Origin of the sequence: Streptomyces sp. NPDC001832 (assembly GCF_040297265.1) — a bacterium.
Classification (GTDB): domain Bacteria; phylum Actinomycetota; class Actinomycetes; order Streptomycetales; family Streptomycetaceae; genus Streptomyces.
In genome coordinates this window covers 120,020-133,152 of sequence record NZ_JBEOYU010000001.1, presented here as the reverse complement: position 1 = coordinate 133,152, position 13,133 = coordinate 120,020, and the positions used below count along the sequence as shown (strand labels likewise).

At 68.1% G+C, this 13,133-nt stretch carries 12 protein-coding genes; 6 read left to right on the top strand and 6 right to left on the bottom strand.

Going from position 1 to position 13,133, the window contains the following annotated elements; translation table 11 throughout:
* Positions 1 to 6 precede the first annotated feature (6 nt).
* The 4 genes from tpiA (at position 7) to pgi (ending at position 3,419) form a co-directional block, all read left to right on the top strand.
* Complete coding sequence (gene tpiA, locus ABT115_RS00660) at positions 7 to 783, top strand: triose-phosphate isomerase (protein ID WP_351782232.1); 777 nt, start codon at positions 7 to 9, stop codon at positions 781 to 783.
* Between the two features lie 114 nt (positions 784 to 897).
* Complete coding sequence (gene secG, locus ABT115_RS00655; protein ID WP_351782229.1) at positions 898 to 1,134, top strand: preprotein translocase subunit SecG; 237 nt, start codon at positions 898 to 900, stop codon at positions 1,132 to 1,134.
* A 109-nt stretch (positions 1,135 to 1,243) separates the two neighbouring features.
* The gene (locus ABT115_RS00650; protein WP_072483070.1) at positions 1,244 to 1,579 is read left to right on the top strand and encodes an RNA polymerase-binding protein RbpA; all 336 of its coding nucleotides are present in this window, start codon (positions 1,244 to 1,246) and stop codon (positions 1,577 to 1,579) included.
* Between the two features lie 163 nt (positions 1,580 to 1,742).
* The gene (gene pgi, locus ABT115_RS00645) at positions 1,743 to 3,419 is read left to right on the top strand and encodes a glucose-6-phosphate isomerase (RefSeq protein ID WP_351782226.1); all 1,677 of its coding nucleotides are present in this window, start codon (positions 1,743 to 1,745) and stop codon (positions 3,417 to 3,419) included.
* Between the two features lie 159 nt (positions 3,420 to 3,578).
* Here the strand turns inward: pgi and pgl are convergent, their stop codons facing one another.
* Genes pgl through tkt form a run of 5 tightly spaced genes read right to left on the bottom strand, consistent with a single transcriptional unit; the run spans position 3,579 to position 10,197 of the window.
* Entirely contained in the window at positions 3,579 to 4,361 is a 783-nt protein-coding gene (gene pgl / locus ABT115_RS00640) for a 6-phosphogluconolactonase (RefSeq protein WP_351782223.1), read from the bottom strand.
* On the bottom strand, positions 4,358 to 5,383 hold the full coding sequence (gene opcA / locus ABT115_RS00635; protein WP_351782220.1) for a glucose-6-phosphate dehydrogenase assembly protein OpcA: 1,026 nt from the start codon (positions 5,381 to 5,383) through the stop codon (positions 4,358 to 4,360). The genes pgl and opcA overlap by 4 nt, the downstream gene beginning before the upstream one ends.
* A complete protein-coding gene (gene zwf, locus ABT115_RS00630; protein WP_351782217.1) occupies positions 5,380 to 6,912 on the bottom strand; it encodes a glucose-6-phosphate dehydrogenase in 1,533 nt (510 codons plus the stop codon). The genes opcA and zwf overlap by 4 nt, the downstream gene beginning before the upstream one ends.
* A gap of 5 nt (positions 6,913 to 6,917) precedes the next feature.
* The gene (tal, locus tag ABT115_RS00625) at positions 6,918 to 8,060 is read right to left on the bottom strand and encodes a transaldolase (protein WP_351782214.1); all 1,143 of its coding nucleotides are present in this window, start codon (positions 8,058 to 8,060) and stop codon (positions 6,918 to 6,920) included.
* Positions 8,061 to 8,094: 34 nt separating this feature from the next.
* Entirely contained in the window at positions 8,095 to 10,197 is a 2,103-nt protein-coding gene (tkt, locus tag ABT115_RS00620; protein ID WP_351782211.1) for a transketolase, read from the bottom strand.
* Positions 10,198 to 10,548: 351 nt separating this feature from the next.
* Here tkt and ABT115_RS00615 point away from each other — a divergent pair, with 351 nt between their 5' ends.
* On the top strand, positions 10,549 to 11,502 hold the full coding sequence (locus ABT115_RS00615; protein WP_351782208.1) for a heme o synthase: 954 nt from the start codon (positions 10,549 to 10,551) through the stop codon (positions 11,500 to 11,502).
* 98 nt (positions 11,503 to 11,600) lie between these two features.
* Complete coding sequence (locus tag ABT115_RS00610; RefSeq protein WP_351782205.1) at positions 11,601 to 11,957, top strand: hypothetical protein; 357 nt, start codon at positions 11,601 to 11,603, stop codon at positions 11,955 to 11,957.
* Between the two features lie 126 nt (positions 11,958 to 12,083).
* On the opposite strand, the gene ABT115_RS00605 is transcribed toward ABT115_RS00610, so the two are convergent.
* Positions 12,084 to 13,097: a COX15/CtaA family protein gene (locus ABT115_RS00605; RefSeq protein ID WP_351782202.1), complete on the bottom strand. Its 1,014-nt coding sequence runs from the start codon at positions 13,095 to 13,097 to the stop codon at positions 12,084 to 12,086.
* Between the last annotated feature and the right edge of the window lie 36 nt (positions 13,098 to 13,133).

The window sequence follows — 13,133 nt, the reverse complement described above, 5'->3', positions numbered from 1 at the left end:
CCTTTCATGAGTACCCGTACCCCGCTGATGGCGGGCAACTGGAAGATGAACCTCAACCACCTCGAGGCCATCGCACACGTCCAGAAGCTCGCCTTTGCCCTGGCCGACAAGGACTACGACGCCGTTGAGGTCGCGGTCCTGCCGCCCTTCACCGACCTGCGCTCCGTGCAGACCCTGGTGGACGGCGACAAGCTGAAGATCAAGTACGGCGCCCAGGACATCTCGGCGCACGACTCCGGCGCGTACACCGGTGAGATCTCCGGCCCGATGCTCGCCAAGCTGAAGTGCACCTATGTCACCGTCGGCCACAGCGAGCGCCGCCAGTACCACGGCGAGACCGACGAGATCTGCAACACCAAGGTGAAGGCCGCCTTCAAGCACGGCCTGACCCCGATCCTCTGCGTCGGCGAGGAGCTGGAGGTCCGTGAGGCGGGCAACCACGTCGCGCACACGCTCGCGCAGGTCGACGGTGGTCTCAAGGACCTCCCCGCCGAGCTGGCCGAGTCGATCGTGATCGCGTACGAGCCGGTCTGGGCGATCGGGACCGGTAAGGTCTGCGGCTCCGAAGACGCCCAGGAGGTCTGCGGGGCGATCCGCAGCCGCCTCGCCGAGCTGTACTCGCAGGACCTGGCCGACACGGTCCGTATCCAGTACGGAGGCTCGGTGAAGTCCGGGAACGTCGCCGAGATCATGTCAAAGCCCGATGTGGACGGCGCGCTGATCGGCGGGGCCGCACTGGACGCCGACGAGTTCGTCAAGATCGTCCGCTTCCAGGACCAGTGAGTATGCGGTAGCGCGGATCCGTCGTACCCTTGCGGGGGCCGAGGAGGGTGTAGCCTCCCGGCCCCCGCTGTTCGCACATGCAGTCCAGAGAATTCCGGAAAGTAGGGACCAGCCGTGATTTTGGCGTTCCAGATCGCCCTGATCGTCTTCAGCCTGCTGCTGATGCTGCTGGTGCTGATGCACAAGGGAAAGGGCGGCGGCCTCTCCGACATGTTCGGTGGCGGCATGCAGTCGTCCGTGGGCGGCTCCTCGGTCGCCGAGCGGAACCTCGACCGGATCACCGTGTTCATCGGTCTGGCCTGGTTCGCGTGCATTGTTGTGCTTGGTCTGCTGATCAAACTGGACAACTGACCCGTCGTACGCGATTCCCGGTGGGGGTGTAACTCCTTTCACTGGACGCGCGTTGGGCCTTACGTAGACTGGGGCATCTTCGAGCACCATCACGCAGGGAGTTACGACCGTGGCAAGTGGCAACGCGATCCGGGGAAGCCGGGTCGGAGCGGGGCCGATGGGGGAGGCCGAGCGGGGCGAGTCCGCGCCGCGCCTCCGCATCTCCTTCTGGTGCTCGAACGGGCACGAGACGCAGCCGAGCTTCGCCAGTGACGCGCAGGTACCGGAGACTTGGGACTGCCCGCGCTGTGGTTTCCCGGCCGGCCAGGACCGGGACAGCCCGCCGGACCCGCCGCGCACCGAACCGTACAAGACGCACCTCGCGTACGTACGCGAGCGGCGCAGTGACGCGGACGGCGAGGCCATCCTCGCCGAGGCCCTGGCAAAACTCCGGGGTGAGATCTAGTCACCCCGGTTGTTGTTCACCGGCCGGACACCTCACTGGGTGTCCGGCCGGACTGCTCTTGCTGTGCCGCAGCTCGCAATTGCCTGTCAATCCCTCTGATCAATTAAGTTGGAAGGGCAGCGGGGCATCTGCAGGCACAAGAAGAAGTGGGCTGATATCCGGGATGAATACACCAAGCCGAACCAGGCTCAACCAGACGCCCGAGTGGACCGCTCTGGGCAAGCACCGCGAACAGCTCGGGACGACGCATCTGCGGCAGCTCTTCGCGGACGATCCGGACCGCGGCACCGGATATACCCTCCGGGTCGGCGATCTGTATGTCGACTACTCCAAGCACCTGGCCACCGACGACACGTTCCGGCTGCTGCGCGGGCTCGCCGATGCCACCGGCGTGGCCGAGCTGCGGGACGCGATGTTCCGCGGCGAGAAGATCAACACCACCGAGGACCGCGCCGTCCTGCACACCGCGCTGCGTGCCCCGCGCGATGCGGTGATCGAGGTCGACGGCGAGAACGTGGTGCCCGCCGTGCATGCCGTACTCGACAAGATGGCGGCCTTCTCCGACCGCATCAGGTCGGGAGAGTGGACCGGTCACACCGGTAAGCGCATCAAGAACATCGTCAACATCGGCATCGGCGGCTCCGACCTCGGCCCCGCCATGGCATACGAGGCGCTGCGCTCCTTCACGGACCGCGCCCTCACCGTCCGCTTCGTGTCGAACGTCGACGGCGCCGACCTCCACGAGGCCGTGCGCGATCTCGACCCGGCCGAGACGCTCTTCATCATCGCGTCGAAGACCTTCACCACGATCGAGACCATCACCAACGCCACCTCCGCCCGCAACTGGCTGCTGACCGGCCTGGGGGCCGGTCAGGACGCGGTCGCCAAGCACTTTGTGGCGTTGTCCACGAATGCCGAGAAGGTCACGGACTTCGGCATCGACACCGCCAACATGTTCGAGTTCTGGGACTGGGTCGGCGGCCGCTACTCGTACGACTCCGCCATCGGACTCTCGCTGATGATCGCCATCGGCCCGGACCGGTTCCGCGAGATGCTCGACGGCTTCCACCTCGTCGACGAGCATTTCCGCACCGCCCCCGCCGAGGACAATGCGCCGCTGCTGCTGGGCTTGTTGGGCGTCTGGTACGGCGCGTTCTTCGACGCGCAGTCGCATGCCGTGCTGCCGTACAGCCACTATCTGTCCAAGTTCACCGCTTACTTGCAGCAGCTGGACATGGAGTCCAACGGCAAGTCCGTGGACCGGGACGGCAATCCGGTCGACTGGCAGACCGGACCGGTCGTCTGGGGCACCCCCGGCACCAATGGGCAGCACGCCTATTACCAGCTGATCCACCAGGGCACCAAGGTCATCCCGGCCGACTTCATCGGCTTTGCCGAGCCGGTCGCCGACCTGCTGCCCGGTCTGGTCGCCCAGCACGATCTGCTGATGGCCAACTTCTTCGCCCAGACCCAGGCGCTGGCCTTCGGCAAGACGCCGGACGAGGTCCGGGCCGAGGGCGTCGCCGAGGAGCTGGTGGCGCACAAGACCTTCCAGGGCAACCACCCGACGACGACGATCCTGGCCGACAGGCTGACCCCGTCCGTCCTCGGCCAGCTGATCGCGCTGTACGAGCACAAGGTCTTCGTCCAGGGCGCCATCTGGAACATCGACTCCTTCGACCAGTGGGGCGTCGAACTCGGCAAGGTCCTCGCCAAGAAGATCGAGCCGGTGCTGACCGAGACCTCGGCATCAGCCGCTGCCACGGCGGAGGGGGGCGAGCAGCTGGACAGCTCGACCGCCGCGCTCGTCCGGGCGTACCGCGCCCGCAGGGGGCGCTGAGCCGATGGCCACGGGGGAGCGGAGGCTGAGGCCGCCGAACAATCGGTGATTGGTTCCCGGACACTTCAGCCGTTCACGCCGCAGGCCCGGCCGCTCCGTAGAGCGAGCCGGGCCTGTGTGCAACGTTGAATCGTGGGTAAGACCGTTACTGACGAGTGCTCAGGGAGAGGCCGGCGGATACAGTGCGCGCGGCAGCCGCGAGGCCGCCGCCGCGTCCAGCAGCCACAGAGTGCGGCTGCGTCCGTACGCTCCGGCTGCCGGGGCCTGGATCTCTCCGGCGCCCGAGAGCGCGATCTCCGCGGCCTCCGCCTTGTCCTCGCCCGCGGCGAGCAGCCACACCTCGCGCGCCGCCCGGATCGCGGGCAGCGTGAGCGAGATGCGGATGGGCGGCGGTTTGGGAGCGCCGTGCACACCGACGACGGTGCGCTCGGTCTCCCGCACCGCGGGCAGCTCCGGGAAGAGCGACGCTACATGCGTGTCCGGGCCGACGCCCAGCATCAGCACATCGAACGTCGGCACCGGACCGTGGTCCTCCGGACCGGCCGCCGTGGCCAGTTCGACGGCGTACGCGGCCGCTGCCGCGTCGGCGTCGTTGCCACAGGGGCCGTCCGAAGCAGGCATCGCGTGCACCCGGGACGGAGTCAGCGGCACCGAGTCCAGCAGGGCCTCGCGGGCCTGCGTGACATTGCGCTCCGGGTCGCCCTCGGGCAGGAACCGCTCGTCACCCCACCACAGGTCGAGCCGGGACCAGTCGATCGCGTCCCTGGCGGGTGCGTCGGCGAGTGCGGCCAGCAGGCCGTTGCCGTTGCGCCCGCCGGTGAGCACCACCGAGGCGTGACCGCGCGCGGCCTGGGCGTCCACGATCTTCGTGATCAGCCGGGCCGCGGCGGCCTGCGCCATCAGCTCCTTGTCGTGGTGCACAACAAGTTGAGGGGCACTCACTTCGCCGCCGCCTTCTTGGCCGCGGTCTTCTTCGCGGCGGAAGGGGCGGCAGGGGCGGCAGGAGCGGCAGCGGGTTCGGCCGGCTTCGGGTCCGCCGGTCCGCCGAGCTTCTCCACGCCGAACTTCACCGTCGCCTCGTAGGTGTTGTCCGGGTCCAGGCGCCGCAGCTCCTCGGCGAGCAATTCGGCGGTGTCCCGCCGCTTGAGCGCCACCGCACGATCCGGCTGGCCCTGCATCGAGAGCGTGGCCAGCGAACCGTCCGGCCGGTCCAGGACGATGACGCCGTTCTTGGTCTCCATCCGCACGGCCGTCAGACCGGGGCCGCCGGACAGGGTGCGCTCCACCGGAACCTTGAGCCGGTTCGCCAGCCACATGGCGAGCAGCTCACAGCTCGGGTTCTCCGACTCGCCCTCGACCATCGCCGAGACGACCTCGACGTGCTGCTGGTCGAGCGCGGCCGCCAGCATCGAGCGCCAGGGCGTGATGCGGGTCCAGGCCAGATCGGTGTCGCCCGGGGTGTACGACCGGCCGCGCACCACGAGTTCGTCGCTCGGGTGCTCCGCCGAGTACGCGTCCGTGATCCGGCGCTGGGCGAGCGCGCCCAGCGGGTCCTTCGCCGGGTCGTCGGGGGCGCCCTCGGGCCACCAGACCACTACCGGGGCGTCCGGCAGCAGCAGCGGCAGGACCACCGACTGGGCGTGGTTGGCCAGCTCGCCGTGGAGACGCAGGACGACGGTCTCGCCGGCGCCCGCGTCGGAGCCGACCCGCACTTCTGCGTCGAGCCGGGCATCCCGGCGGCTGCGCGGCGAGCGGCTGACCCGCTTGATCACCGCGATGATCCGCGAGGGATGTTCGCGCGAGGCGTCGCCGGCCGACTTGAGGGCGTCGTACGCGTTCTCCTCGTCGGTGACGATCACCAGGGTCAGCACCATGCCGATGGCCGGGGTGCCGATGGCACGACGGGCCGACACCAGCGCCTGGTTGATCTTGCTGGAAGTGGTCTCCGTGAGATCGATCTTCATGGCAGGCGCCAGCTCCGTCCGTCTCGTGCAAGCATCTCGTCCGCCTCGGCGGGACCCCAGGTGCCCGCCGGGTACTGCGCGGGCTTGCCGTGCTTGTCCCAGTACGCCTCGATCGGGTCGAGAATGTTCCAGGAGAGTTCGACCTCCTGGTGCCGCGGGAACAGGTTGGCGTCGCCGAGCAGCACATCGAGGATGAGCCGCTCGTACGCCTCCGGGCTGGACTCCGTGAAGGACTCGCCGTAGGCGAAGTCCATCGTGACGTCCCGGACCTCCATCGAGGTGCCGGGCACCTTGGAGCCGAACCGCACGGTGACGCCCTCGTCCGGCTGGACCCGGATGACCAGGGCGTTGCCGCCCAGCTCCTTGGTCGCGCCGGACTCGAAGGGCAGATACGGAGCGCGCTTGAAGACGACCGCGATCTCCGTGACCCGGCGGCCGAGCCGCTTTCCGGTACGGAGGTAGAACGGCACACCGGCCCAGCGGCGGTTGTTGATCGTCAGCTTGATCGCGGCATAGGTGTCGGTCGTCGACTTGGGGTCGATGCCGTCCTCTTCCAGGTAGCCGGGGACCTCCTTGCCGCCCTGCCACGCGTGCGCGTACTGGCCGCGCACCGTGTGCTTGCCCAGGTCCTCCGGTAGCTCCACCGCCGTGAGCACCTTGAGCTTCTCGGCGACCAGAGCCTTCGGGTGGAAGGAGCCGGGCTCCTCCATCGCGGTCAGCGCCAGCAGCTGGAGCAGGTGGTTCTGGATGACGTCACGAGCGGCGCCGATGCCGTCGTAGTAGCCGGCCCGGCCGCCGATGCCGATGTCCTCGGCCATCGTGATCTGGACGTGGTCGACGTACGACCTGTTCCAGATCGGCTCGAACATCGTGTTGGCGAACCGCAGCGCCAGGATGTTCTGGACCGTCTCCTTGCCCAGGTAGTGGTCGATCCGGAAGACCTCGTTGGGCGGGAACACGTCGTGCACGAGCTGGTTGAGCTCCTGCGCGCTGGCGAGGTCGTGGCCGAAGGGCTTCTCGATGACGGCACGCCGCCAGGAGCCTTCCTTCTGGTCGGCAAGACCGTGCTTCTTGAGCTGCTGGACGACCTTGGGGAAGAACTTCGGCGGCACGGACAGGTAGAAGGCGAAATTGCCGCCCGTGCCCTGTGCCTTGTCGAGCTCCTGGATCGTGGCCTTCAGTGTTTCGAAGGCGTCATCGTCGTCGAAGTTGCCCTGGACGAAGCGCATCCCCTGGATGAGCTGCTGCCAGACCTCTTCGCGGAACGGCGTACGGGCGTGCTGCTTGACTGCGTCGTGGACCTCTTCCGCGAAGTCCTCGTCGTGCCACTCGCGGCGCGCGAAACCGATGAGGGAGAAGCCCGGCGGTAGCAGGCCGCGGTTGGCCAGGTCATAGACGGCGGGCATCAGCTTCTTGCGGGACAAATCGCCCGTGACGCCAAAGATGACCAGACCCGACGGGCCCGCGATACGCGGGAGCCGTCGGTCCTGGGGGTCACGAAGCGGGTTGGCTCCGGGAACACCGGACAAGGTGGTCAGTCCTCCGAAGGAGCGAGGCGCTTGAGCTCCGCCTCGGTCGAGTTGAGCAGGTCGATCCAGGACGCCTCGAACTTCTCGACGCCCTCGTCCTCGAGGAGCTGGACGACGTCGTCGTAGGAGATCCCGAGCCCCGCGACGGCGTCGAGCTCGGCGCGGGCCTGCTCGTAGGTGCCGGCGATGGTGTTGCCCGTGATCCGTCCGTGGTCCGCCGTGGCGTCCAGGGTGGCCTCTGGCATGGTGTTCACCGTGCCGGGGGCGACCAGTTCGTCGACGTACAGGGTGTCCTTGTATGCAGGGTCCTTGACACCGGTCGAGGCCCACAGCGGACGCTGCTTGTTGGCCTGCGCCTTGTCCAGGGCGGCCCAGCGGTCCGACGGCGGTGTCGATGCGTCGGCAGAGCCGAACACCTCCTCGAACGCCTGGTAGGCGAGCCGGGCATTGGCGAGCGCCGCCTTGCCCTTGAGCGCCTTGGCCTCCGGGGTACCGACCGTGTCGAGCCGCTTGTCGATCTCGGTGTCCACCCGGGACACGAAGAACGAAGCCACCGAGTGAATCCTGGACAGGTCCAGGCCTGCGGCCTTCGCCTTCTCCAGACCCGCCAGGTAGGCGTCCATGACCTCGCGGTAGCGCTCCAGCGAGAAGATCAGCGTGACATTGACGCTGATGCCCTTGCCGATGACCTCGGTGATCGCCGGGAGACCGGCCTTCGTCGCCGGGATCTTGATCAGCGTGTTGGGCCGGTCCACCAGCCAGGCCAGCTGCTTGGCCTCGGCGACAGTGGCATCGGTGTGATGGGCCAGACGCGGGTCGACCTCGATGGAGACCCGGCCGTCCTGACCGTCCGTGGCGTCGAAGACCGGACGCAGGATGTCCGCGGCGTCCCGTACGTCCGCCGTCGTGATCATGCGGATGGCCTCGTCGACGGTGACCTTGCGGGTGGCGAGGTCGGTGAGCTGCTGCTCGTAACCATCGCCATGTGAAATCGCCTTCTGGAAGATCGACGGGTTGGTCGTGACACCCACGACGTGCTGCTCGTCGATCAGCTCCGCAAGATTGCCCGAGGTGATCCGCTTGCGCGACAGATCGTCGAGCCAGATCGCCACACCCTCGTCGGAGAGGCGCTTGAGTGCGTCTGTCATGAGAATTGCATCTCCTGCTAGTCGTATAACGGTGTCAGCGCGTGGCGGCGGCGAGAGATTCCCGCGCAGCAGCGGCGACGTGCTCGCCGGTGAAGCCGAACTCACGGAAGAGGACCTTGGCGTCGGCCGAGGCACCGAAGTGCTCGAGCGAGACGATCCGGCCGGCGTCTCCGACGTACTGGTGCCAGGTGAGACCGATACCGGCCTCGACCGCGACCCGGGCCTTCACGGACGGCGGCAGAACACTGTCCTTGTAAGCCTGGTCCTGCTCCTCGAACCACTCGACCGACGGCATCGAGACCACTCGGGTCGGGATGCCGGCGGCCTGCAGCTCCTCGCGCGCCTCGACGGCGAGGTGCACCTCGGAGCCCGTACCGATCAGGAGGACCTGGGGCGCCGTGTTCTGCCCTTCGGGCCCTTCGGCCTCGAAGAGCACGTAGCCGCCCTTGGCCGCGTCCTCGTTCGCCTCGTAGGTCGGCACGCCCTGGCGGGTCAGCGCCAGACCGTGCGGGGCTCCCTTGCCGAACACCTTGGTGTAGCGGCGCAGGATCTCGCGCCAGGCGATGGAGGTCTCGTTGGCGTCGGCCGGGCGGACGATGTTCAGGCCCGGGATGGCGCGCAGCGAGGCCAGGTGCTCCACCGGCTGGTGGGTCGGGCCGTCCTCGCCGAGACCGATCGAGTCGTGCGTCCACACGTACGTCACCGGCAGGTGCATCAGTGCGGACAGGCGCACGGCATTGCGCATGTAGTCGGAGAACACCAGGAAGGTGCCACCGTAGATGCGGGTGTGGCCGTGCAGCGCGATGCCGTTCATCGCCGCGGCCATGGCGTGCTCGCGGATACCGAAGTGGATGGTGCGGCCGTACGGGTCCGCGCCGGGCAGCGGGTTGCCCGTCGGGAGGAACGACGACGACTTGTCGATCGTGGTGTTGTTCGAGCCCGCGAGGTCGGCTGAGCCACCCCACAGCTCGGGGATGACCTCGCCGAGCTGCTGGAGCACCTTGCCGGAGGCGGCGCGGGTGGCGACGCTCTTGCCCGGTTCGAAGACCGGAAGCCTGTCCTCCCAGCCCGTGGGCAGCTCGCCCGCGGAGATCCGGTCGAACTCGGCGGCGCGCTCCGGGTTGGCGGTGCGCCAGGCGGCGAGCGCCTTCTCCCACTCGGCCTTGGCCTCGCGGCCGCGGTCCAGCGCCTCACGGGTGTGGGAGATGACCTCGTCGGAGACCTCGAAGGACTTCTCCGGGTCGAAGCCGAGGACCTTCTTCGTCGCGGCGACCTCTTCGTCGCCGAGCGCAGAGCCGTGCGAGGCCTCGGTGTTCTTGGCGTTCGGGGCGGGCCAGGCGATGATCGAGCGGGCCGCGATGAACGACGGGCGCTCGGTCTCGGCCTTGGCGGCCTGCAGTGCCTTGTACAGACCCGCCGGGTCCAGGTCGCCGCTGGGCAGCTGGTCGACGCGCTGGACGTGCCAGCCGTACGCCTCGTACCGCTTCAGGGTGTCCTCGGAGACCGCGGTCTGCGTGTCGCCCTCGATGGAGATGTGGTTGTCGTCCCACAGCAGGACCAGGTTGCCGAGCTTCTGGTGTCCGGCCAGCGAGGACGCCTCCGCGGAGATGCCCTCCTGGAGGCAGCCGTCGCCGGCGATGACCCAGACCATGTGGTCGAACGGGGAGGTGCCGGGGGCCGCCTCCGGGTCGAACAGGCCGCGTTCGTAGCGGGCGGCCATCGCCATGCCCACCGCGTTGGCGACGCCCTGGCCCAGCGGGCCGGTGGTCGTCTCGACGCCGGTGGTGTGGCCGTACTCCGGGTGACCCGGGGTCTTCGAGCCCCAGGTACGGAAAGCCTTGAGGTCATCGAGCTCCAGGCCGTACCCGGCCAGGTAGAGCTGGATGTAGAGGGTCAGGCTGCTGTGACCCGCAGAGAGCACGAACCGGTCGCGACCGCTCCACTCCGCGTCGGTGGGGTCGTGCCGCATGACCTTCTGGAAGAGGGTGTACGCGGCGGGAGCCAGGCTCATCGCCGTGCCCGGGTGGCCGTTTCCGACCTTCTGTACGGCGTCGGCGGCAAGGACGCGGACGGTGTCCACGGCCCGCTGGTCCAATTCGGTCCACTGGAGGTCTGTGGTGGTCGGCTTGGTGCTCACCCTGAGTCAGGGCTCCTCTCCACGGTTGTAAACCGGTGACTGTGACCGCACCGGGCTTTGTCGAGCCTACCCCCGTCGGAACCAGCATTTTCCGGCTGCTTTCCAGGGTGCAGGCGGCCTGCGGAGTTCGCCTCCCGTGTGAGCGCAGCGGCTCACGTATGCGCTACTCCGATGAGCGTGCCCCCTCACTTCTGGGCCCTCCTGTGAGCGCGTCCTTTTACTCCTGCGCCACTTCAACACGACCCCACCCCCGCGAATGGGGGCCTGTCCCCAACGTCTACAGTGGTCTGGTTCGCGCAAGTCTTTACTGGGCCTTCACGCCCGGAGCTTGCTGGGATTTCTCTGTCAGGGGTGTGCGTGACGGCCGTCGAGTCCCGACCCGCAGGGGTCGCCTTGACTCCCAGTCCAGGGGGCCATCGCCCGTTCGGGGCCCGTGTCAAGGCATTCGTGGCACTGACCAAGCCTCGGATCATCGAGCTGTTGCTGATCACCACTGTTCCGGTGATGTTCCTCGCCGCTCAGGGCGTACCGGACCTGTGGCTCGTCCTCACCACCACCATCGGCGGATATCTCTCCGCCGGCGGTGCCAACGCACTGAACATGTACATCGACCGCGACATCGACGCGTTGATGGACCGTACGTCGCAACGTCCGCTGGTCACCGGCATGGTGAGCCCGCGTGAGTGCCTGGTCTTCGGGTTCACCCTCGCGGTGATCTCCACCCTCTGGTTCGGACTGCTCGTCAACTGGCTGTCGGCCGCGCTCGCGCTCGGCGCGCTGCTGTTCTACGTGGTCGGCTACACGATGCTGCTGAAGCGCCGCACCTCGCAGAACATCGTCTGGGGCGGCATCGCCGGCTGCATGCCGGTCCTCATCGGCTGGTCCTCCGTGACCAACTCGATGTCCTGGGCCGCGGTCATCCTCTTCGCCGTGATGTTCTTCTGGACGCCGCCGCACTATTGGCCGCTGTCAATGAAGGTGAAGGACGACTACGCCCGGGTCGGCGTCCCCATGCTTCCGGTCATTGCCTCCAACCGGGTGGTGGCCCGCCAGATCGTCATCTACAGCTGGGTGATGGTGGCGGTCTCGCTGCTGCTCACCCCGCTCGGCTACACCGGCTGGTTCTACACCGCGGTGGCGCTGCTGACCGGCGGGTTCTGGCTCTGGGAGGCGCACGCTCTGCAGAACCGGGCGAAAGCCGGGGTGTCCGGGGCCAAGCTCAAGGAGATGCGGCTGTTCCACTGGTCGATCACCTATGTCTCGCTGCTCTTCGTCGCTGTGGCGATCGACCCCTTCGTGAGGTAGTCCCGCTTCATCGATTCCTGCCGACGGGCGGGGTGCGTGGTCCATGCCACGTGCCCCGCCCGTCGCCGGTTTGTCTACTCATCGATAGCATTCTGAGCATGGCAGAGACGGCAGAGACCCAGGTTGACAGCGGCAGGCAGGCGGCCCGCGCGGAGCGCAGGGCGGCGAGGCTCGCCAAGCAGATCGGCGCCTTCTCCAAGGCACACGGCGGCGCGGAGGGACAGCTCGCTTACATCGGGCAGATGGGCACCCGCATCGTTCTCGTGGGCGAGGACGGCGACTGGGGCGATCTGGTCGCCCCGTCGTACGCGATCGCTGAGAGCGCCACTCGGAAGGCCGGGATCACGATGCACGAGTCCTTCGACGGGGACTTCGCCGCGAAGGTCCGCACTGGCCCGTACGAGTGGACGCGGATGGCCGGCATTCAGCTGGGCGGCCCCTCCAACAAGGCCTGAACGGCCCTTCATACGTCGATCGCCGGACGGGCCTGGGAATGCAGGCCCGTCCGGCGATCGACGTATGAAACACGCCCTAGCGGAGGCCCGGGGCTCTCCCGCGCCCAGAGGCCACCCGACAGCCACTCAGCCCGTTGCGGCGGGCTGCGGCTGCTCGGCAGCGGGGCCGGGCACCGCGGCGACGGACACCGGGCGCTCACGCAGCGACAGCAGCATCCGCACGACGGCGATCCACACCATGCACGAGCCGAACATGTGCAGGCCGACGAGGATCTCCGGGGTGTTCGTGAAGTACTGGACGTAACCGATCACGCCCTGTCCCAACAGCACCAGGAAGAGATCACGGGCGCGGTGGAGCGGACCGATCGGCGCGTCCACGGCCTTCAGTACGAACCAGAGAGCGACGGTCAGCGCCACCACGGCCCAGGCCAGATCGGCGTGCAGCTGCGTGATCATCTCCCAGTCGATCGGAATGCGGTGGACGTCGCTGGAGTCACCCGCGTGCCGTCCGGCGCCCGTGACGACCGTGCCGACCGTGATCAGCAGCCCCGCCACGACCGTGAGCAGCCAGGTCAGCTGGGACACCGCCTTGCCCACCAGCGGACGGGGCGCCGCGTCGCCCTCACGGACCCGCTGCCAGGTCACCATCGCGACGGTGAGCAGCGCCGTGGAGAGCAGGAAGTGCGCGGCGACGGTGTACGGGTTGAGGCCGACCAGCACCACGATGCCGCCGAGCACCGCGTTGCCCATGACCACCCAGAACTGCGCCCAGGCGAGCCGGGTGAGGCTGCGGCGCCAGGGCTTCGCGGACCGGGCGGCGATGATCGCCCACCCGACCGCCGCGCACAGCACATACGTCAGCATCCGATTGGTGAACTCGATGACGCCGTGGATGCCCATCTCGCTCGTCGCCGTCAGGCTGTCTTCGGTGCACTTGGGCCAGGTCGGGCAACCGAGGCCGGAACCGGTCAGCCGCACCGCGCCGCCGGTCACGACGATCAGCACGGCCATGACGACGGCCGACATGGCCGCACGGCGGACCGTGCGGGGTGACGGAGTCCATCGCTCGGCGATGTAGAGGAGCGGGTTCCGCGTGGCTTGAGCGACTTCGGCTCGGGTCAGCTTGGGCACGCGCACCATCGTAGGCGGCGGCTTGTGCAAGCTTTCACGAGGGGG

Excerpts from the sequence above, each read along its gene's own strand:
- tpiA (WP_351782232.1), top strand. The coding sequence starts at position 7 with ATGAGTACCCGTACCCCGCTGATGGCGGGCAACTGGAAGATGAACCTC.
- pgi (WP_351782226.1), top strand. The coding sequence starts at position 1,743 with ATGAATACACCAAGCCGAACCAGGCTCAACCAGACGCCCGAGTGGACC.
- opcA (WP_351782220.1), bottom strand. The coding sequence starts at position 5,383 with ATGAAGATCGATCTCACGGAGACCACTTCCAGCAAGATCAACCAGGCG.
- tal (WP_351782214.1), bottom strand. The coding sequence starts at position 8,060 with ATGACAGACGCACTCAAGCGCCTCTCCGACGAGGGTGTGGCGATCTGG.
- ABT115_RS00610 (WP_351782205.1), top strand. The coding sequence starts at position 11,601 with ATGGCAGAGACGGCAGAGACCCAGGTTGACAGCGGCAGGCAGGCGGCC.
- ABT115_RS00605 (WP_351782202.1), bottom strand. The coding sequence starts at position 13,097 with ATGGTGCGCGTGCCCAAGCTGACCCGAGCCGAAGTCGCTCAAGCCACG.